At 71.7% G+C, this 20,468-nt stretch carries 16 protein-coding genes and 5 tRNA genes; 10 read left to right on the top strand and 11 right to left on the bottom strand.

Annotated features, from left to right (window positions below):
- Positions 1–9: 9 nt before the first annotated feature.
- A complete protein-coding gene (gene csrA, locus JOD51_RS08810; protein WP_111044175.1) occupies positions 10–261 on the top strand; it encodes a carbon storage regulator CsrA in 252 nt (83 codons plus the stop codon).
- A 258-nt stretch (positions 262–519) separates the two neighbouring features.
- Here the strand turns inward: csrA and JOD51_RS08805 are convergent, their stop codons facing one another.
- Positions 520–2,634 (bottom strand): acyl-CoA dehydrogenase family protein, encoded by a 2,115-nt coding sequence (locus tag JOD51_RS08805; protein ID WP_204607908.1) that lies wholly within the window; start codon positions 2,632–2,634, stop codon positions 520–522.
- A gap of 232 nt (positions 2,635–2,866) precedes the next feature.
- On the opposite strand from JOD51_RS08805, the gene JOD51_RS08800 reads away from it, so the two are divergent.
- Positions 2,867–4,330 (top strand): peptide MFS transporter, encoded by a 1,464-nt coding sequence (locus tag JOD51_RS08800; protein ID WP_204607907.1) that lies wholly within the window; start codon positions 2,867–2,869, stop codon positions 4,328–4,330.
- Between the two features lie 216 nt (positions 4,331–4,546).
- On the opposite strand, the gene JOD51_RS08795 is transcribed toward JOD51_RS08800, so the two are convergent.
- The 5 genes from JOD51_RS08795 to JOD51_RS08775 form a co-directional block, all read right to left on the bottom strand.
- Positions 4,547–4,888, bottom strand: a complete 342-nt coding sequence (locus JOD51_RS08795) for a hypothetical protein (RefSeq protein ID WP_204607906.1) — start codon at positions 4,886–4,888, stop codon at positions 4,547–4,549.
- 47 nt (positions 4,889–4,935) lie between these two features.
- On the bottom strand, positions 4,936–8,301 hold the full coding sequence (locus JOD51_RS08790) for an ATP-binding protein (RefSeq protein WP_204607905.1): 3,366 nt from the start codon (positions 8,299–8,301) through the stop codon (positions 4,936–4,938).
- Positions 8,298–9,128: a DUF4194 domain-containing protein gene (locus JOD51_RS08785; protein ID WP_204607904.1), complete on the bottom strand. Its 831-nt coding sequence runs from the start codon at positions 9,126–9,128 to the stop codon at positions 8,298–8,300. Before JOD51_RS08785 ends, JOD51_RS08790 begins: the two co-directional genes overlap by 4 nt.
- Positions 9,125–10,660, bottom strand: a complete 1,536-nt coding sequence (locus JOD51_RS08780; protein ID WP_204607903.1) for a DUF3375 family protein — start codon at positions 10,658–10,660, stop codon at positions 9,125–9,127. The genes JOD51_RS08785 and JOD51_RS08780 overlap by 4 nt, the downstream gene beginning before the upstream one ends.
- Before the next feature lie 184 nt (positions 10,661–10,844).
- Positions 10,845–10,917: transfer RNA gene (locus JOD51_RS08775), tRNA-Val, on the bottom strand.
- A 248-nt stretch (positions 10,918–11,165) separates the two neighbouring features.
- Here JOD51_RS08775 and JOD51_RS08770 point away from each other — a divergent pair.
- The 5 genes from JOD51_RS08770 (at position 11,166) to JOD51_RS08750 (ending at position 12,151) form a co-directional block, all read left to right on the top strand.
- A tRNA-Gly gene (locus JOD51_RS08770) sits at positions 11,166–11,237 on the top strand.
- A gap of 86 nt (positions 11,238–11,323) precedes the next feature.
- Positions 11,324–11,397: transfer RNA gene (locus JOD51_RS08765), tRNA-Cys, on the top strand.
- 23 nt (positions 11,398–11,420) lie between these two features.
- Positions 11,421–11,492, top strand: a tRNA-Val gene (locus tag JOD51_RS08760).
- Positions 11,493–11,545: 53 nt separating this feature from the next.
- Positions 11,546–11,701, top strand: coding sequence for a hypothetical protein (locus tag JOD51_RS08755; RefSeq protein WP_204607902.1), 156 nt, complete (start codon positions 11,546–11,548; stop codon positions 11,699–11,701).
- A 45-nt stretch (positions 11,702–11,746) separates the two neighbouring features.
- Entirely contained in the window at positions 11,747–12,151 is a 405-nt protein-coding gene (locus tag JOD51_RS08750) for a hypothetical protein (protein ID WP_204607901.1), read from the top strand.
- 188 nt (positions 12,152–12,339) lie between these two features.
- Here JOD51_RS08750 and JOD51_RS08745 read toward each other — a convergent pair whose 3' ends face one another.
- Complete coding sequence (locus tag JOD51_RS08745) at positions 12,340–12,600, bottom strand: hypothetical protein (RefSeq protein WP_204607900.1); 261 nt, start codon at positions 12,598–12,600, stop codon at positions 12,340–12,342.
- Between the two features lie 692 nt (positions 12,601–13,292).
- On the opposite strand from JOD51_RS08745, the gene JOD51_RS08740 reads away from it, so the two are divergent.
- Entirely contained in the window at positions 13,293–13,868 is a 576-nt protein-coding gene (locus JOD51_RS08740) for a hypothetical protein (RefSeq protein ID WP_204607899.1), read from the top strand.
- 24 nt (positions 13,869–13,892) lie between these two features.
- Here JOD51_RS08740 and JOD51_RS08735 read toward each other — a convergent pair whose 3' ends face one another.
- The 4 genes from JOD51_RS08735 to JOD51_RS08720 all read right to left on the bottom strand — a co-directional run bounded on the left by JOD51_RS08735 (position 13,893) and on the right by JOD51_RS08720 (position 18,884).
- On the bottom strand, positions 13,893–14,387 hold the full coding sequence (locus JOD51_RS08735) for a hypothetical protein (RefSeq protein WP_204607898.1): 495 nt from the start codon (positions 14,385–14,387) through the stop codon (positions 13,893–13,895).
- Entirely contained in the window at positions 14,384–14,872 is a 489-nt protein-coding gene (locus JOD51_RS08730) for an HD domain-containing protein (protein WP_204607897.1), read from the bottom strand. The genes JOD51_RS08735 and JOD51_RS08730 overlap by 4 nt, the downstream gene beginning before the upstream one ends.
- Positions 14,873–15,016: 144 nt before the next feature.
- Positions 15,017–17,323, bottom strand: coding sequence for a catalase/peroxidase HPI (gene katG / locus JOD51_RS08725; RefSeq protein ID WP_259556863.1), 2,307 nt, complete (start codon positions 17,321–17,323; stop codon positions 15,017–15,019).
- Positions 17,324–17,492: 169 nt separating this feature from the next.
- Positions 17,493–18,884: a serine hydrolase domain-containing protein gene (locus tag JOD51_RS08720; RefSeq protein WP_204607896.1), complete on the bottom strand. Its 1,392-nt coding sequence runs from the start codon at positions 18,882–18,884 to the stop codon at positions 17,493–17,495.
- Between the two features lie 135 nt (positions 18,885–19,019).
- On the opposite strand from JOD51_RS08720, the gene JOD51_RS08715 reads away from it, so the two are divergent.
- Both JOD51_RS08715 and JOD51_RS08710 read left to right on the top strand, forming a co-directional pair.
- A tRNA-Gly gene (locus tag JOD51_RS08715) sits at positions 19,020–19,091 on the top strand.
- A gap of 441 nt (positions 19,092–19,532) precedes the next feature.
- Complete coding sequence (locus JOD51_RS08710; RefSeq protein WP_204607895.1) at positions 19,533–20,426, top strand: hypothetical protein; 894 nt, start codon at positions 19,533–19,535, stop codon at positions 20,424–20,426.
- Positions 20,427–20,468: the final 42 nt, after the last annotated feature.

Below are 20,468 nucleotides of genomic sequence, written 5' to 3'. Positions count from 1 at the left end.
GGTGGTCGGGTGCTGGTACTCACGCGGAAGGTCGGCGAGCGGATCCTCATCGGTGACGACATCGTCATCACGGTGCTCGACTCCCGCGGTGACGGCGTGCGAATCGGGATCGATGCCCCGCGTGGCGTGAAGATCCAGCGTGAAGAGGTCGTCCGGGCCGTGGCCGAGGCGAACGTCGCCGCCGCTGCCGGAGCCGACGACGACGCCGAGGCCCGCCTGCGCGCCGCACTCGGCGCCCCGCGGCCGCCCGCCGCGGACTGACGCGCGCGCGGCGCCGTCGCGCCGTGGCGCCGTTCGGCTGCGCCGAACCGCGTCCGGCCCGAGCCGCGGGATCCCGCGGTTCGCGCGGGTTGCCGTTGGGCGGGTCCGCCTCGCGCCGCCCTGCGCCGACCCGTCGGCGCCGCTGCCGCAGCCGGCTGGCCGCCCGCGGCGCGGGTCGGCTGCGCCGAACCGCGTCCGGCCCGAGCCGCGGGATCCCGCGGCTCGCGCGGGTTCCCGTTGTGCGGGTCCGGCCCGCGCCTACGGCCGGGGCTTCTTCTCCTGCTCGGGGAGCCGACCCGCGGCACGCTCGGCGGCGTACCAGGCGCGGGCCTCGTCCTGCCGAGCCTGCTCGTCACCGGCAGCGATGGGGGAGCGGAGGTGCTCGGGCTCGTACCCGAACGACTCGATCAGCTGCGGGACGACCGGGCGGATCCGCGCGACGAGCCGGTCGACGTACGCCGACACCGCGCGGGCCCGCTGTGCCGAGAGGCGCCCGTGCAGCAGGTGCCAGTCGAGGTGCTGCTCGATCAGCCCGAGGGCGAACAGGTCCCGCAGCCAGACGAGCACGGTCCGGGTGTCTCCCGGCGGCACGTCGGCGATCGCGTCGGTGAAGGCGTCCCACTGCATGAGCTCCGCGTGCGCCTTCGACGCCTCGATGAGCTCGTGCTGCGAGCGGTTGAGGAGCACGGCGGCGCGGGCACGGTCCTTGCCGGCGGTCCGCAGCCGCATCCCGATCTCGGTCACCATCGTCTCGACACGCCCGGCCAGCAGTGCGCGCTGCGTCCCGGCGTCCTGCAGGTCGGTGACCGAGGCCGCGAGCGACCCGCGGTCCGACACGGTCTGGCCGAGCCGACGGAGGCCCGTGGCGTCGGCGAGCTTCGCGCCCACCTGGGCGGCGACGAACTTCGCGGTCGACGCGGCGTCACGCGGTGCCGCCTTGCGGAAGTCGGTCAGCAGGCGCTTGCCGACGAGCTGCAGCAGCACGGTGTTGTCGCCCTCGAAGGTCACGTAGACGTCGAGGTCGGCCCGGAGGCTCGTGATCCGGTTCTCGGCGAGGAACCCCGCGCCACCGGTCGCCTCCCGGCACTCCTGCAGCGTGTCCAAGGCTGACCAGGTCGACATCGACTTGAACGCCGCCGCCTGGGTCTCGAGGTCCTCGCGGCGCTCCGGGGTGTCGGCACGGCCGCTGAACACGTCGTCGAAGGTCTGCAGCAGCTTCTCGTGGGCGAAGGACTGCGCGAACACGGTCGCCAGACGCGGGATCAGGCGGCGCTGGTGGCGGCCGTAGTCCAGGAGCACGCCCTCCTGCCCGTCACCGGTCGGGAACTGCCGGCGCTGCATGGCGTAGGTCAGGGCGATCTGCAGCCCGACCTTCTGCGCGACGACCGCGGCTCCGTCGAGCGACACGCGGCCCTGCACCAGCGTGCCGAGCATCGTGAAGAACCGACGGCCGGGGGACTCGATCGGCGACGAGTACGTGCCGTCCGCGGCGACGTCGCCGTACCGGTTCAGCAGGTTGGTGCGGGGGATCCGGACGTGGTCGAACCAGAGCCGGCCGTTGTCGATGCCGTTCAGCCCGCCCTTGACGCCGTCGTCCTCGCCGCCGACCCCGGGCAGGAACCCGTCGTCGTCGCGGAGCGGGACGTAGAACGCGTGTACGCCGTGGTCGACGCCCTGGGTGACGAGCTTGGCGAACACGACCGCGGCCTTGCCGTGCAGGGCGGCGTTGCCGATGTAGTCCTTCCACGCACCGCGGAAGGGTGTGTGCACGACGAACTCCTGCGTCTCCGGGTCGTAGGTCGCGCTGGTCGCGATGTTCTGCACGTCCGAGCCGTGGCCGGTCTCGGTCATCGCGAAGCAGCCGGGGACGTCGAAGGCGATGATGCCGGGCAGGAACTCGCGGTGGTTCCGCTCGGTGCCCAGGTGGTGGACCGCGGAGGCGAAGAGCCCCCACTGCACGCCGGCCTTGATCTGCAGCGACGGGTCGGCGACGGTCAGTTCCTCGAACGCCGCGAGGTTGCCGCCGTGGTTGTCCTGGCCGCCGAACTCGAGCGGGTACGGGCGCTGGATCGCACCGGCGTCGACCAGGATGCGGAGCTGCTCGAAGACCCGCGCGCGGTGCTCGGCGATCGGCTGTCCCTCGATCTTGTGCAACGCGGGGTCGCGGGCCAGGCGGCGGGAGATCCGGCGGTCCTCGGCCCAGCGACCGAGCAGGTGCTCGGCGAGCAGGTCGACGTCGATGCGGACGTCGGTGTCCGTGCCGCCGGTCGGGGTCCCCGCTGCGGGGTCGCCGGTGGCGTCGGCCTTCGGCGCGCTGCCGGTGTCGGTCGGGCGGCGTTCGGCGCTGCTGCGGACTGGTGCGATGTCGACCATCGGGTGCCTCCTGGACTGCACGGTGGTCGGACCGCGTCACTACACGGCGGTCCGACCAGATCAGCGTAGGCACCCGTGTTGCGGATGGCATGACAGCCGTGCCAGGGCCACAACCGGTCGGCCGGGCGACACGACGACGTTCGTGGGAACCCTCCAAGACCCGCCCGGGACATCCGTCGGGACCCTGGTGCCGATTCGGTGCGGCCCACGTTCCGGAGGCACACTGTGCGCCATGTCGAGCACCACGAAGCCCGAGCGGCGCACCAGCGGACGCACCTTCTTCGGGCAGCCGTTCGAGCTGTCCACGCCCTTCGCCGTCGAGCTGTGGGAGCGCTTCTCGTTCTACGGCATGCAGGGCATCGTCCTGCTGTACATGTACTACTCGGTCACGCGCGGCGGCCTGGGCATCGACGAGGGTCTGGCCAAGGGGATCATGGGCGCCTACGGCGGGTCGGTGTACCTCTTCACGATCATCGGTGCCTGGGTCGCCGACCGGCTGATCGGCGCGGACCGCACGCTGTTCGGCAGCGCCGTCGTCGTGATGCTCGGGCACATCGCGCTCGCCCTGGTCCCCGGGGTCGCGGGGATCGGCGTCGGCCTCGTGCTCATCGCGCTCGGCTCCGGCGGCCTCAAGGCCACCGCGACGACGATCGTCGGCTCGCTGTACGCTCGCGACGACCCCCGTCGTGATGCCGGCTTCTCGCTGTACTACCTGGGTGTCAACCTCGGCGGGTTCGCCGGGCCGCTGCTCACCGGGCTGCTGCAGTCGACGCTCGGCTTCCACTACGGCTTCGGGCTCGCCGCGGTCGGCATGGCCGCGGGCCTCGTGCAGTACGCGATCCGCCGCCGGAAGCTGCCCGACGCGGTGCAGCACGTCACGAACCCGCTGCCGCGCTCCCGGTACCCGCTGGTCGTCGTCGTGGCGGTCGTCGCGGTCGTGGTCGTCGCGGTGGCCGTGCTCACCGGACTGCTCAACGTGTCCACGCTGCCGGTCGTGGTGGTCGCCGTCGTGGTCGTCGCGACCATCGCGTACTTCGTCGTGATCCTGTCCAGCGGCCTGACCGCGGACGAGCGCTCCCGGGTGTTCGCGTTCATCCCGCTGTTCATCGGCAGCGCGGTGTTCTGGTCGCTCTACCAGCAGCAGTTCACCGTCGTCACGGTCTACGCCGACCAGCGCCTGGACCGCGACCTGTTCGGCTTCCCGATGCCGGTGTCGTGGGTGCAGTCGATCAACCCGATCATGATCATCGCGCTGTCCGGGCTCTTCGCCGCGCTCTGGACCCGCCTGGGCGACCGCCAGCCGTCCACCCCGACCAAGTTCGGCCTGGGCACCGGGATCATGGGCGTGGCGTTCCTGCTCTTCCTGCCCTTCGTCGGCACCGGGGAGAACGGCACGCCGCTGCTCGCCCTGGTCGGCATCCTGCTCGTGTTCACGGTCGCGGAGCTGCTGCTCTCGCCGTCCGGGCAGTCCGTCGCGACGAAGCTCGCGCCGTCGAAGTTCCAGACGCAGATGGTCGCACTGTTCTTCCTGTCGGTGTCGCTCGGGACCGCGATGACCGGTGTGCTCTCCCGCTACTACGACCCCGAGAACGAGGCGCCCTACTTCACCGTCCTCGGCCTGGTCGCGGTCGTGGTCGGCATCGTCCTGCTCGTCGTCGCCCGCCCGGTGCTCCGACTCATGCGTGGCATCCGCTAGCTCCGCGCCACCGTGTGCAGAGCGCGCGCCACCGCACGTCGGACCGGCACCGTCCGGTAGCCTTGCGACAGCTGAACAGCACCGGATCACGAGGAGTCACCCCCATGCTCGAGCTCATCGCAGGCATCATCATCGGCATCGGCGTCCTCGGTGGCTTCGGCACCTGCCTGGCCTTCGCCGCCATGATGAAGTCCGGCTCCGAAGAGTACTGACCGGTCAGGACGCTCCGGCGTCCACGGTCTCCGGTTCCATCGGCACCGGCACCAACTGACGACTCTGGACGGTCGCGCGCTCGAACGGGCCGCGGCCGTCCGTCGTCCAGGCGGGCTCGTCGAACTCGACGACCCAGGCCACCCGGACACCGGCGCCGGCGTACCCGGCGAGCTGCGCGCCTCCCGGAGCGACGATCAACCCGATCGGGTCGTCCGCCCACTGGTCGCCGCGGTCCGACGGGACCACCCGGACGACGGCACCGATGCCGAGCACCGGGACGTCCGGCGGCACCGCCCCGGCGGGGTCGTCGGGGGCAGCAGGGCGGGGAGCGCGACGTCCGAACACGCCACGACCCTACCGCCGGACCCCCGGCAGCGGCCTCCGGACCGTGCTCAGTCCCGCCGGATCTCCGTCACCGACGAGTACCCGGTGTCCGGGTGCTTCCGCATCGACAGCAGCCGCTCCATCGACGGCTCCAGGGCCGTGACCTTGTCGAGCGGCGCACTGACCACGAGCTGGAACCCGAGCCGCAGCCACGCCGTCACGGCACGCCCGGCGAACTCGGAGTCGGCCTTGATGAACGCCTCGTCGAGGAACACCGGGGCGAACCGCGGGCGCGGCCGGGTCTCGTCACCGAGCTGGTACCGCAGCGCCGCGCCGACGATGAACGCCACGAGCTCCTGCGTCTCCCCACCGGACTTGTCGCCGAGCGACGAGTACACGCCCAGGTCGTCGCCCGCGGTGTCGTACCGGACGGCCGTGATCTCCATGTGCCGGCGGACGTCCAGGACGGCGTCCCGCTGCGTCGTCCGGCCGCGCGGGGACTCCGGGTCGGGGCGGATGACGGCCATGAACCGGCGCAGGCGTCGGAAGCGGGTCTCGAGGACGTCGTCGGTCAGCTCGGTGTCGACCGACGCGGACAGGGCGCGGAGCTCCTTGCGGAACTGGGTGACGTCCTCGCGGGTGACACGGCGGATGACGATCTTCAGCCGGTCGCGGTTCGCGCCGAACGGCAGGTCGCGCAAGATCTCGTTGACCGGCTCGAGCCGCTCCTCGATCTCCACGACCGCCCGGTCGAAGGCGCCGGAGAGCGGCACCAGGTCCTCGCCGCTCCACTGCGACAGCCGGCGACGCCACTCGCTGCGTCGGGCGTGGAGGCCCGTGGCGACGATCTGGTCCAGGATCGCCCGGTAGTCCGGGTACGACGCGACCCCGGTGCCGAGGTTCGGGTCCGGCCAGGCGTCCTGGTAGCGCTCGAACGTCGTGGTGAGGGCCACCGAGGCGGTCGCGGCGCCGTCGAGGGCCTGCGACAGTCGTTCCTCGAGCCGGCGGCGGAGGCGTTTGGTCGCGTCGTCGAAGCCGTCCACGCCCTCGGGTGCGCCGACCTCGTCGAAGGCCTCGGCGAGCAGGCGTTCCTGCTGCTCGTCCGGCAGCCGCTCCGGGGCGTCGGCGAACCGCTCGAGGATGTCGGCAGCGGCGTCCTGGCCGTCGACGAGCACCGCGTGCCGTTCCTCGAGCCGCTTGACGCTGAGCCGGGCGGCGGAGCGACGGTCGGCGGCCTCGTCGAGCGCGGCGCGCAGGCGTGCGACGGACTCGCGGAGCGTGCGCAGCCCGTCGTCGGCGGCCAGGAGGGCCTGGCGTTCGTCCTCCAGGCGGGTGAGTGACGCGTCGGCACCGGCCACGTCGACGGCGTCCCACGTGACGTCCACGCGGTGCTGGTGGGCGCTGCGGAGCGCGTCGAGGGCGGCCAGGTCCTGCGCGATGTCGGTGCGGCGGGCCTCCAGGGCGGTGAGGTCCGCGGCGATCTCGGCGAGCTCGTTCTCGACGGAGCGGACCCGTGACTCGTTCGTGAAGCCGATGACGTTCGCCTGGCGACGGTCGCCGTGGGCACCGCGGCGGCCGTCGCGGAGCTGCCCGGCGGCGGTGACGCGGCGGCCACCACCACCCAGGTCGGCGGCGTCCTCGACGCAGCGGGCGTCGATCCGGTCGGACTCGATGCGCTCCCGGACCCACGTGCTGAACGGGGAGGGCTTGATCGCGAGCTTGCCGGAGACCATCGAGCTGTCGCCCGGCAGGTCGAGGTGCGGCCCCATCGGGACGCCCTCGAACTGCACGCGGACCGGCAGACGCAGGGAGTCGATGGCGGCGCTGAAGTCGTCGAGTCGGTCCTCGTCGACGAGCAGGGTGCGGGCGACCGGGGCGAGGACGGACTCGATCGCGGTGCGCCACTGTTCCTCGGCGGGCAGGACGTCGAGCAGCTCGGCGACGAAGGGCACGTCGGCGGGGTCGAGGCCGGCGGCACGGGCCATCGCGACGCGGGCCTCGTGCATCGGCAGCGGCATGGCGCCCTGGCGGTGCTCGAGCGACCGGCGTTCCTGGCGCAGGGTCCGCTCGCGGTCGAGGAGCGGGTACTCCTCGCGGGTCAGTGCGTCGCGCCGGCCGTCGAGGTCGTCGCGGCGGGCGCTGTACGTGCCGAGGAACTCGTGGCTGGCGCGCTGGGCCTCGGCGAACTCGGCCTCGGTCGTCAGCGGTTCGCCGAGGGGGGCGGTGCGCTCGTCGAAGACCTCCCGGGTGCGGGCGACGGCGGCGCGTTCCCGGGTGCCGCGGTCGATGCGGTCCTCGAGCTGCGCCAGCGCGTTGCCGCCGGAGTCACGCAGTCGGGCCTCGGCGTCGCGGAGTTCGACCTCCACCGCGGCGTGCCGGGCCGACGCGGCCTCGACCTCGGCGCGCGTGGCGGTCCGCTCGCGGGTGTTCCGTTCGACCTCCAGGTCGAGCAGCTCCCGCTTCCGGGACGCGGTCCAGTGCGCGAACGGCGAGACGTCCGCGCCGGTCGCGATGCCGTCGAGTGCCGCCGCGGCCGCGCGGGAGCGTTCGATCTCGTCGTGCAGCTCGGTGATGGGGGAGAGGATGCGGACCTTGCGCTCCTCGGTGTCCATCGCCTCGTACGCCTCGTCGAGGGCGGCGAAGTGCGCGAGGGCACGGTCGGCCGCCTCGTACGTGCCGGGGGTCTCGAGGACGAGCGACTTGTAGAGCGCGTCGACAGTCGGCATGTGCTGGCCGGCCTGGATCCGGGCGAGCAGGCGCATCGCCCGGTTGCCGCCGCCGGAGTCGCCGATGCCCAGCCGGGTCTGCAGCGTGTACGCGAGCTCCTGGTAGGTGTCCCGGATCACGAGCCCCGGGATCCGTCCGGTCAGCTCCAGGTGGGCGAACCGGGAGGGCACGAAGTCCTCGAGCCGGCGCAGGTCGAACACGTCGTCGACGGTCGCCATGGTCATCTGGATGTCCGCCACACCGCGGGCACGGCGCGGCACGATGTAGGCGCGGAGGACCGTGAACCGCCGCTCGTCGTCGTTCCGGAAGGTGACGGCGACGGCGCCCCACGTGGTCTGCTCGTCGCCGCGGAGCGTGACGTCCTTGAGCGCGCCGGTCTCCGGGTCCCGCCGGGTGTCGACCTTGCCGCGCAGGTAGGTCAGCAGGTTCCGCTGGTCGGCGCTCCGGGCACGACCGGTCGTCGCGTCGTTGGAGGCGCCGTTGAACGGCACGTCGGACGGCATCATGACCGCCAGGTACGCGTCCATCAGCGTCGACTTGCCCGTTCCGGAGGCGCCGGAGATGAGCGTTGCCGTGCCGGAGAGCTCGACCTGGCGGTGGCCCTGGAAGCCGCCCCAGTTGACGACCTGCAGGGACTCGGCCCGCCACTGCGCGACGGTGTCGAACAGGGCGGGGATGCCCGTGGTGTCGGTGTCGACGGTGCTCACGCGCGGTCCTCCTCGGTGTCGTCGGCGTCGGTCTCGGGGTCCGTCTCGGCGTCGGCGTCGGTCTCGTCGGCCGGGAGGCCCGGCTCGCCCCCGTCGGTCGCCGCACCGCCGTCGGCGGTCGCGTTCCGCAGCGCGGTGCTCGTCAGCCACCGGTCGAGCTCGACCAGTCGCTCGAGCGGCAGGAGCACTTCGATGACGCTCGCGATCCGGAAGCGGTCCGGGTCGGAGGTCTTCAGCAGCACCCGGGCCGTCACCAGGCGCTCGATCGCCTTCGCCACGCGGGCCTCGTCGCGGGTGCGGTCGGTCGCGGTCGCCGGTCGGAAGCCGGACACGTGCCCGAGGATCTCGGCCCGGTCCACGACGACCTGGTCGGGCCCCGGTCGGGCGTCGGCACGCAGGCGCATCCGCAGGTAGACGAGGACGATCGTCTCCTCGCGCGTGTACGGGGCGTCGCGGAGCAGGGTCGGGAAGCCGCGTCGGGTGCTCTCGGACCGGGCCTGGCGCTTGAAGGCGACCTCGCGGTCCCGGTCGACGTGGAGTTCGAGGAACAGGTCGTTGAGTCGCGACCGCAGCTGGTGCTCGGCGTCCAGGACGGCGCGCCACTCGTCGGCGTGCGTGCGGGCGCTCACGTACGGGTGGCGGAGGAGCGCGACCAGGGCGCGGCGCTGTGGTTCGTCGAGGCGACCCTCGTCGCCCTCGAACAGCGCGAAGGTGCTCTCGTCCCGCTCGGCCTCGCGCTCGTCCGCGGAATCTCCGGGGGCGTCGTCGAGTCCGTCGTCCACCGAGGTGACCTCGTCGTGGACGGGTGCTGGCGTCGTGTCGCTCACCGTGCCTCCTGGCCGGGTTCGTCGTCGGGGTGCGGTGTGTCGCCCGCGGGGGCGAGGGCAGCGGTGGGCATGTGGAAGGTGACCGGCTCGCCGTCGGGCCGGACCGTGTGGTGCGGTGCGGAGGCCGTGCCCGCCTCGAAGTCGTCGTGTCCGGTGAGCAGGTGGGCGAGTCCGAAGAGCTCGACGGGGCGGCGCTGCCCGGCGGGGAGCGCGTGGAAGGCGTCGACGCTCGAGCCGTTCGCCGCGTGCGCCAGGACGTCGCGCAGCTCGGCGAGCAGCGGACCACCGTGGCGGCGGAGCGAGTCGACGTCGATGTCCTCGAACACGTCGTCGTCCGGTTCCTCGATCGGCGGCGGCACGGACTCGGCGTCCGGGTCGTAGAACCGTTCGCGGAGTGTGCCGACCGTGGCGGACGGCGGGAGCAGACCGAGCGGGACGCGGTCACGGGCCGAGCCGGTGTCCATCCAGGCCGCCAGCCCCCGGTTCACCGAGCGGAGGACGGCGTCGAGTTCGCGGTCCCGGACGACGTCGTGCGCGACGATCTGGTCGCGGAGCGTGGCCGTGAGCATCCGGCGCTGGGCGAGGACGTCCTCGATGCCCTGGCGGAGGATGCCGACCGTGCCGCGGAAGGTCCGGCGTTCGGTCGGACTGAGGGAGCCGGCGAACGGGTGTTCCAGGATCGTGGTGATGTCGTCCCGGAGCCGGAGGAGCAGAGCGTCGTCGCGCAGCAGCTCGAACGCTCCCTGGAACGCCCGGCCTTCGGGAGTCGACTCCATCAGGTTGTCGGTGCGGGCGAGGTAGTCGTCGAGGATCTCGCCGATCGGGCGGACCTCCTGTCGGAAGTCCTCGACGATCTCGCGGTGCATCGTGGCGACCGCCTCCTCGACGCGCTTGAAGTCGCTGGGCAGCTGCCGGATCAGGTCGGTGAGGTTCGTGTAGCCGTCGCGCATCCGGTCCTCGTCGACCGTGACGACCGCGTCGCCGCGCGCCAGGCGGTCGCGTTCGGCCTGCAGCTCCGCGATCTGGGCGTCGAGTCGGCGGACCTGGGTGTCCCGGTCGGGCTCGGCACGGGCGGCCCAGCGGTGCACGGCGTCGACGATCATCGCCAGTCGGCTCTCGCTGATGAGCGCGCGCTCGGACGACAGCGCGTCGATGAGGCTCAGTGCTTCGAGGGCGTGGCTCGTCAGGCTGTACTGCTCGTCGCCGTCGGGGGAGTTCGAGCGGACCAACCACTGCGCGGCCACCCACTCACGGCAGAGCGACCGGCCGTTCGGACGCGGGGCCTCGCCCGCCGGGGTGTCGACGGTGGGGGAGTCGCTCGCCGGTACCCGCGCGCCGGTCGCCTGCAGCCGCGCGACGTGCTCCTCGACCTGCAGGTGCATCCGGTCTGCCGGGACGTACTGCACGTCACGGTCGAACACCGTGCGGAACACCGAGACGACCGCGGCGCTCGTCGGACGCGACATCAGTCGGAGCGTCGGACGGTCGAGCACCTGGCGGACCCGGGCGAACTCGAGGTCGACGTCGGTCATGCTGCCCCTGGTGGTCGGACGGGTCGTGGTTCAGGTTCGTGGTGGCACGGGTTCATGGCTGCGCGGTTCGCGATGGCACGGTCCGCGACGGCACGGTCCGCATTGGCACGGGTGCCGGGATGCGAAGAGCCCGACGCGGTGGCGTCGGGCTCTTCGGGTGTTCCGCTTGCGCGGAACGGGCACGTGGGCGATACCAGACTCGAACTGATGACCTCTTCGGTGTGAACGAAGCGCGCTACCAACTGCGCCAATCGCCCGTCGCACTTGCGTGCGGATCGATAGTAGCGGATGTCCGGCCGTGGTCGGAACACCGGCCGCCCGTCGCGCGCGTCGCTGGCCGGGCGGGCGCCCTGGAGGCCCGTGGAGACCCCGCCGATCCGCATGAACCCGGGGGACACGCCCGGTGAACGGAACGGGTTTTGGAGAAACAGCGTGAACTGGGTACAGTTTACGAGTCGCCGCGAGAGCGGGTCGGACAACACCGGTGTGACTCAGGTCAGACCATGCGGATGTGGCGCAGTGGTAGCGCATCACCTTGCCAAGGTGAGGGTCGCGAGTTCGAATCTCGTCATCCGCTCGAGGTGCCTGTCTTCTCCGGAAGACAGCAACTCTCCAGAAGAGGTATCCCACCGATCGGGTACTACGCCAGACGTGGACCTTGATGGTGGGGTGGCCGAGAGGCGAGGCAGCGGCCTGCAAAGCCGTCCACGCGGGTTCGAATCCCGTCCCCACCTCCAGTCCGCTCCGGCGGAACTCATCTGGGCGATTGGCGCAGCGGTAGCGCGCTTCCCTGACACGGAAGAGGTCACTGGTTCGATCCCAGTATCGCCCACGGAACGAAAACCCCCGGGAATCCCGGGGGTTTTCGTGTTTCTCCGGCGCGGTGTGACCAAATACGCCGCCATCGTCTGCTCCGCCCAGAAGTCGAGGGCGTCGTCTAGCCTGACGGTCGTCGTCTTGCTCCCCGGCGCCGTGCTCTCGTTCGGCCTGACCGCGATGATCGTGTCCCTGCTGAGCCAGGCACACGCAGCATCATCGTGACGCATCGACATCCCGTCGGACCACACAGCCTGGAAGGAACAACCCATGCCCGAGGCCGCTGACGGCGCACCGTCCCCGTCCTTCTCTTGGCCGGAAGAAGAACCCGACCAGCGCACCATCGCCGTGATGAACACGCGTCGGAAGGCCTTCCGGGTTACGGCACGGACGGGGTTCATCGTCGCGCCCGTGATGTTCCTCCTGCCGTTGCTCATCCCACTGCTCTCCGGCGACTACTCCTTCCTGGCCATCGTCTGCATGACCGCGGCATGGGCTGTGCTCGTTTCCGCGACCTCGTTCCAGGCGATGGCGCACACGAAGGCGGGCGGTCAGCCCTGGTTGCACCAGCTGTGGGCGGTCCCCGCCGCCGTCATCGCCATGCTCCCCGGCGGGCTCGCTGCGTTCGAGCTCTCCGCAGCGGTCGTGCAAGCGGTCTACCACGCCACGAAGTAGCACCGGGCTCCTCCGCCAGCAGCACCACGGGAGGAACCTCTCGCCAGGGACGACCTTGCTCACATCGCTGCGGACCTTCGCCACGCGTCCGCCACCTGGTCCGGGTCCATTCGCCGCGTGGCCGGCGGGTTCTTGAGGCCGGGGTGACGCCGGCAGGCAACGCCCACCGGTACGGGTACCCGCCGTGCTCAGTCCTCCGGGAGGGAGCGGACCCAGCGCTCGAACGATGCCGCTTCGCTTGCGGTGAAGACCGTGGATGGGTGGGTGTCTTCGACGGCGACGGAGAGGAGTACGAGGGTGCCGTCGGGCAGGTCAGCGGTTGCTTCTCCGACGATGGAGTCCGGGGCGGCGATGCCAGTTCGGGTGAGGAACGTCAGCGGGCCAGCGACCGATTCGGCCGTGGCGATCTCCTGGTCGAAGAACCCGGCGAGTTCCGAGAGACGGAACACGGGCGCCCCGCCCGCGGCGGACACGGTGACTGCGGCGGCTGTCCGGCGTCCAGCGCCGTGAGTCGTCGGTGTTGCGGTGACCTCGGACTCGGACTCGGACCCGGACCCGGACCCGGACCCGGACCCGGACCCGGACGGACGTCCTCGACGGCGACCTTCTTCACCGAGGACGGGGCAGGCTTCTCCGGGAACAGGGCCCTGACCGCGACGGCGCCGATCATCACGGCGATGAACCATGCCGGTGCTGAGACGACTCTCGTCGCCAACAGCGCCCAGAAGACGATGAGCCATCCAGCCGGTGTCAGGTTGGACAGCCATTTCGAGTTCCGCCGGCTGCCGAACCCCCACAGCAGCGACCCGTACGCGAGGCCGACGACGGTCGGCAGCCAGAAGGTCAACGGGTTGCTGCTGAGCAGCTGCCGGTGCGCGACGAAGGTCGTGATGAGCGCGATGCCGACGACCGCCCCCAGGACGTACTGCGTGCCCCGGCGGTTGCGTTCTCGGGTGGTGAGTGCGGCCAAAGTGGCCCCCCCTGTGCTTCGTGGTGCGCTGGCCACCTTCGAAGATGCGGCGCGATGCGCGGGTTCCCTGTCCGGCGGCATCCAGTCAAGCAGAATGCCGGGTGGGGGACTGCCCCGCCGGACACTGCGTAGGCTCGGGACGACCGACACCGAGGGGGCACCGTGCGCAGTGTGACGAACGGGGACGGACGCCTGGTGATGCGGGTCGTCGTCACCCGCCTGCTGGGGGTCGGGCTGAGCGCTGCTGTCCTGGGGAGCCTGCTCATCAGCCTGGCCGCAGGGTTCGACTGGCGGTCCGTGGCGTTCGGGTTCTCGATCGCCGGCCTCGCCGTCGTGATCACAGCGTTCACGCTGCGGGCGTCGCTCGGGACGAGCTGGTCCAACGGGCGGCGCTTCGGCGACGTCGATGCTCCTCGTCGACTGCGCCGGGCGGTACGGCGCGGGTCCGTGGACGGGCTGAGCGAGGACGACCGGCGGGTGGCCGCGGAGTACGCCCGCGCGTCGCGGGACAACATCGTGGTCGATGCGGTGCAGAACGCCGGCCTCGGGCTCTCGATCGGGATGAACCAGGTGGCCCGGATGCTCGAGGGCACCGAGGTGGAGGGCTTCACCATCGTCCTCTTCGTCGTCGCCGTCGGGCTCGTCGTCGCCGCGGTCGTCACTGCGCTCGTGCAGGACCGTCGCCGCCGCCGGTTCCTCGCGGTCCTCGACACGGCCGACGTCGCGCGCCGACAGCCGGCGGCGTGACGGCGGTCCGCGCGACGTCAGCGCTCAGCGAGGGCCCGGCACGTCGGGACTGGTCGCCGGGGACGACCTGCCCGCTCCCCGCAGCAGACACACGCCGAACACGACCCCGCCCCAGACGACCGCACCCAGCACGACGAGGAACGGTGCCGGCACCCGTGCGGCGCTCAGCAGTGCCGCGACCCACACAGTCGTGATCGCCCCGGTGCCGGCGGTGATGCCACCCATGACCCCGGCGGCGCCGAGGCGGCTGACGTCGGCGGACAGCGGCACGGCGAGCACCGAGCAGAGGACCGCGCCCGCCAGCCCCGGCACGAGCAGCGTCCAGAACAGCGACGACGTCGAGCCCCACTGGTCCGCGCCGGCGCCCGACCAGTGCACCGGGATCCGCGTCGGCGCACCGGTCCAGGTGGTCCGCACGAGGACGACGACCAGTGCCGGCACCCACGACAGCGCGGCGGCGGCGACGAGTGCCCGGCTCACGTGCAGCCGGGTCGTCCGCGGTTCGCTCGTCGTGGTCACTCCGCCGCCACCCCGAACTCGGCGAGGACCGCCGGCAGGGTCGTCCCGAGCAGGACGGCCGTCCGTTCGTACTTCTCCTGCAGGCGAGTCCGGGTCGCGTCACCGTGGAGTGCGCCGAGTGCGCTGAGCCGTGCCGGGTCGGCGTTGTGGCTGACGTCCGCACGCTTCACCCGCAGCGCGACGCCCGACGGATCGTCCACGACCCGCGCGATCGACTGCTCGAGCGTCTCCCCACGACGCTTCGTGACCGCGTCGACGGCGAGCACCTGCTCGACCGAGAACCCCGCCGACCGCAGCTGGGCGAGCGTGCCGCCGGTGTCCTCGACGACGTCGTGCAGGAACCCGACGACCTGTTCGTCCTCGGTGCTGAGCCGTCCTGCCACCGCCGTCGGGTGCTCGATGTACGGCCGACCGGCCTTGTCGACCTGGCCCGCGTGCGCGCGGGTCGCCACGTCTCGGGCCAGGGTCACCAGGTCGGTCGTCATGCCCTCCAGCGTGGCACGACCGCGCGCCCACGTCACCCGTCGGATCGGTCTCGGTCACCCGCACCGACGACGGACGGGAGGCCCGGTACCAGCTGGTACCGGGCCTCCCGTCCGTCACGTGGTCGCGTCCGCGACCCGACGCGGTCAGGCCGCCATCGGTCCGTACCGGCGGTGCCCCTTGACGTCGAAGCGGTCGAGCATCATGACCTTGTCCCAGACGCGGACGAAGTCGCGGATGAAGCGCTCCTGGCCGTCGGCACCCGCGTACGCGTCCACGATCGAGCGCAGCTGCGCGTTCGAGCCGAAGAGCAGGTCGTGGCGGGTGGCGGTGAACCGGGCCTCGCCCGTCGCCTTCGTCCGGCCGGTGAAGGTCGTCTCCGACTCGTCGTCCGGCGTCCAGTCGAGGTCCGTGTCGGTGAGGTGCACGAACCAGTCGGTGCTGAGCACGCCGACCCGGTCGGTGAGCACGCCGGTGTCCGAGCCGTCCCAGTTCGCGCCGAGGGAGCGGAGGCCAGCGGTGAGCACCGTCCACTCCGGAGCGGTCAGCGTGAGCAGGTTCGCCTTGTCCAGGAACACGGACTCGGGGGCGACGCCGGGTGCGAACTCGGCGAAGCGCGGTGACAGGAAGTTCCGGAACCCGTCGGCGACCGGGCGCAGCCACTCGAACATCTCGACGTCGGTGAGCTCCTGCGTGGTGTCGACGCGGCCGGGCGTGAACGGCACCGTCGTCTCGGTGCCGGCTGCCCGGGCCGCCTGCTCGACCGCCGCGCAGCCGCCCAGGACGATGAGGTCCGCCAGCGACACCTGCTTGCCGGAGGTGCGGGTGAAGTCCGCCTGGACCTGGCGGAGGGCCGCGACCACGGGGACCGTGCGGCGGTTCACCGCCCAGTCCTTCTGCGGTGCAAGGGCCAGCCGACCGCCGTTCGCGCCGCCGCGCTTGTCGCTATCGCGGTAGGTCGAGGCCGCCGAGAACGCGGTGAAGACGAGGTCGGACACGGACTGCCCGGTCGCGAGCGTCGCCAGCTGCAGTGCGGCGACGTCGGACGCGTCGAGGGGCGCACCCTCGGCCTCGGGCAGCGGGTCCTGCCAGAGCAGGTCGTCGGCGATGGTGACCTCCGGGCCGAGGTAGCGGTGCTTCGGGCCCATGTCACGGTGCGTCAGCTTGTACCAGGCCTTCGAGAACGCGAGCGTGAACAGGTCGAAGTCGGCGAGGAAGCGTTCGCAGACCTCCCGGTAGGCCGGGTCGACCTTCAGCGCGATGTCCGAGGTCATCATCATCAGCGGGTTCATCTGCCCGGGCACGTGCGCATCGGGCGTCTTCGGGGCGTCCGGGTCGGTCGGGGTCCACTGCAGCGCCCCGGCCGGGCTCGTCGTCTGCTCGAAGTCGTACGTGAAGAGGTTCTCCAGGTACGTGTTGTCCCACTGCGTCGGGTTCGGGGTCCAGCTGCCCTCGATGCCGTTGGTGGAGGTGTACTGCCCGTTGCCGGTGCCGACCGGGTTGTGCCATCCGAGGCCCATCGACTCGATCGGTGCGAGCTCGGGGGAGGGTCCGATGTCCGCGGCGGGCACCTGACCGTGGCTCTTGCCGAACGCGTGGCCGCCGGCGATGAGCGCGACGGTCTCCTCGTCGTTCATCGCCATCCGGGTGAAGGTGATGCGGATGTCGCGGGCCGAGCCCATCGGGTCGCCGTTCGCGTACGGGCCCTCCGGGTTGACGTAGATGAGCGCCTGGTGGGACGCGGCGAGCGGGCTCTGCAGGTCGTAGTCGGCGTCGCCGTTCTGCCCGGTCCACCGCTCGTCACGCGAGACCATGTCGTCGCCCTGGTGTGCCTGGTGCGGGTCCCACACCTCGGGTCCCCACCACGTGCCGTCGTCCGGCTCCCACGCGTCCAGCCGTCCGCCGCCGAAGCCGTAGGTGGGCAGGCCCATCAGCTCCAGCGAGCAGTTGCCGGTCAGCACCATCAGGTCCGCCCAGGACAGCGCGTTGCCGTACTTGCGCTTGATCGGCTGCAGCAACCGCCGCGACTTGTCGGTGTTGCCGTTGTCCCACCAGCTGCCGATCGGTGCGAAGCGCTGCATGGCCGTGCCGGCGCCACCCCGGCCGTCGGCGATGCGGTAGGTGCCGGCTGCGTGCCAGGCCATCCGCACCATCTGCGGGCCGTAGTTGCCGTAGTCGGCGGGCCACCAGTCGACCGAGGTCGTCAGCAGCGTGGTGATCTCACGCTTGAGCTCGTCGAGGTCGATCGTGGCGAAGGCCGCGGCGTAGTCGAAGTCGGCACCCAGCGGATCGGCGTCGATGCCGTTCCGGTGCAGCAGCTCGACCCGGAGGCGCTGCGGGTACCAGCTCTCGAGCGTCGGGGCGTCGCCGAAGCTGCCGCCGAGGTGGTCGCCCCCGGCCGGTAGTTCGCCGTCCATGTGGTGTGGGCAGGTGTCGGTTCCGTCGTTCTGCACAGCTGACTCCTCGAGACGTCGTCCGACGCGGCGGGTCCGTCCCCCGATGGGCGGCACGTCGCAGCCAGCGTGCGCGGTCGCGCTGAGAAGTGCAGGAGGAGGAGCGCGTGTCGTGCTGCGAAGACTCGAACGAAGTCGCTCCGGACGCAGCCGCTCCGGACGCAGTCGCTCAGTCTGTCGGACGGTGCAGGGTCGAGACGGCGTCGTGCAGCGGCTCGGTCTCCCACGCTGCCGAGGCGCTTCCCGTCGCCAGGTCCCACCGCACGTGCAGCAGGTGCGGGGTCTCCACGAACCGGACGTCGATCGCGACGACGTCGCCGGTCCGCGCACCGCTCGTCGCCGTCGCCCCGGCGACCAGCCACGAGCCGTCGCCGACCGGAGCCGTGACCTCGCCCCACGCGTCGCGGAGGGTGAGCACCCACCCGCGCTCGGTGTCCTGGGACAGGTGCAGGGCCTCCAGGCCGGCGCCGATGCGCGTCGACGGAGCGTCGGGCGTGGCGACGGACCCCGCCGGCAGGTCGCCGAGCGGGTCGCCGTGCACCGGGGGGAGTGCGAGTCCGGCGAGTCGTCCGTGCAGGCGCTCGTCGTCCCCGGCCGATCCCGGCCGGTCGACCGCCGGCAACAGGTGCGCCCACACCGCGTCGAGGACTGCCTGCATGTCGAGGCTCTGGCCGGTCATCGCGACGACGACGTCCTGCTCCGGCAGCACGATGCAGAACTGCCCGTACGCACCGTCGCCGCGGAACCCGTGCCGCGCCATCCAGAACTGGAACCCGTAGCCGACGGACCAGTCCGGGTTGGCCTCGTCCGGGTTCGGCACGCGCGTGCTGGTGGCCGCGGCGACCCAGTCCTCGTCGAGCAGACGTTCGCCGTTCCACACACCGCCCTGCAGGTACAGCTGGCCCAGGGCCGCGATGGCGGCGGTCGTCGTGTAGCCGCCGCTGTACCCGAGTTCGGCGCCGGAGTCGTCCCGCCGCCACGAGAAGTCGTCGATGCCGAGCGGCGCGAACAGCCGCGGGCCGAGGTAGCCGAGCAACGACGTCCCGCTGACCCGTCGGACGATCTCGCCGAGGGTGTACGTGCACGGCTGGTTGTAGGCGAAGACGGTGCCGGGCTCCTCGTCGACCGGCAGCAGCAGGAACCCGCGGACGGTGTTCGTCGGGTCGAGCCGCCGTGCCCGGTCGATCGTCTCGGTCCGGTGCCCGCTCGCCATCGCCAGCAGGTGCCGGACCCGCATCCGCCTGGTGCGGTCGTCGGTGACCTCGGCGTCGAGCTCCGGGAAGTGGCTGATGACCGTGGCGTCGAGGTCGATGAGCCCGGCGCGCACGGCGATGCCGACGGCCGCTGCCGTGAAGCTCTTGCTCATTGAGTAGAGCAGATGCACCCGGTCGGCGGCGAAGGGGGCCCACCACCCCTCGGCGGCGACCTCGCCGTGCCGGAGGACCATGATGCTGTGCGGCTCGACGCCGGGCGCGCCCTCGAGGGCGGAGACCAGCCGGTCGACGCCGGCTGCGTCGATGCCGAGGGCGGACGGGGAGCTGCGTCGGAACGTCGTCGTCACGTCTCCGACAATAGTCTCGGGTCGCCGGTCGGGAGCGCGACTTCCGTCCGGCACGCCCGACACGCGGTCGGGAGGCCCGCACCACCCCGGTCGTCAGGTACAGTTGACGACGTTGGTCACCCCGGTGAGCAGCATGCGGATGTGGCGCAGTGGTAGCGCATCACCTTGCCAAGGTGAGGGTCGCGAGTTCGAATCTCGTCATCCGCTCGGTACGAGAAGCCCCCCGACCATCGGTCGGGGGGCTTCGTCGTTGGCGGCGCTGTGTCGTTGGCGGGCGCTGTGTCGTTGGCGGGCGCTGTGTCGTGTGTCGTTGCCGGCTCGGGGTCATCGGTGCCGGCGGGGCGCTGGGTTCGGGTCCCTGCGCCCACGCCGGCGCAGAGGCTCCGTTGCCTCCGGGGGACCGGCGGATGGGTGGTCCGCGTCAGGTCCCGGCCACTTCTTCGGAGCAGTCGACCCCCCGGATGGGGGCAGCTCGGACCGCGTGCGGTTTCCCGCAAGGATCGCGCATCCCTCGATCGGGCTCTTGACACCGGACCGACGGGCACTGTCGGACCAGCGCACCGTACGCATGACATTCGATATTCCGCCAGTTCAGTAGTCCACAGTTCCTCCGGCACGATCCCCATCGATCACTGGAGTCATCCCCCCATGCAGAAGAAGTGCACCCTCATCACCGCCGCCGCCGGCCTGGTCCTGGCCCTCGGCGCACCCGTCGTCGGCGCGCTGCCCGCCGGTGCGGCGACCCTGCCGGCCGCAGCGACGGCCTCGTCGACCGCGACACCCGAACTCGGCACGGGCGGTCACGTGTTCACCGGCGACAGCGGGCTCGTCCTGACGTCCGCCGTGTACGACCACGGTCGCATCACCGTCCACGGTGTGTTCCGCAAGCCGGCGCGCGACGTCCAGATCGCCGTCGGCGACGGGTTCGAGCCGGCCGGCACCATCGGCGCCGACGGTCGGTTCTCGGCGAGCATCGCGTCCTCGTCCGACGACTTCGGGCTCCGGTTCGGGCAGAAGGTGAACACCGAGTACTTCCGCACGGTCGAAGCGGTGAACTGGTACGCCGTCGCGCCCGGCACGCCCGCACCGACCCCCACCCCGCTGCCGACGCTCACGCCGCTGCCCGTGCCGCCGGACCCGGACCCGGCGCCCGAGCCGCTGCCGGCGCCGGACCACGGCGCGAAGCAGCCGGGGACCCCGAACGTCGTCGCCGTCACCGGTGCGACCAGCGAGGTGACCAACGACATGGTCACCGGTGCCGACGAGTCACTGTTCCGGGCCGACGGCCACGGCCGACGGACCGCGACGATCACCCGGCCGACCGACGGCACGCTGCACGTGCAGCAGTCCTCGGACGGGTCCACCTTCACCGATCGTGCCACGTACCAGGTCGGCGGTGGGCTCGGGAAGTACACCGACGTGGACGTCACGCTCCCCGAGGGCGAGTCCTTCCTCGAGTTCCGGATGTGGGTCGAGGACGCGTCCGGGCGGAAGTCCGACGCGCTGAAGTTCTTCGTCCAGGAACAGCCGTCGCAGGGCTGACCCCGGTCCCGTGAGCGGGCGGTGCAGCACCGGCACCGCCCG

This window comes from Curtobacterium herbarum, from assembly GCF_016907335.1.
Lineage (GTDB): Bacteria > Actinomycetota > Actinomycetes > Actinomycetales > Microbacteriaceae > Curtobacterium > Curtobacterium herbarum.
Note: the sequence above shows the minus strand (reverse complement) of the source record. Positions and strands in the feature narration are given on the sequence as shown.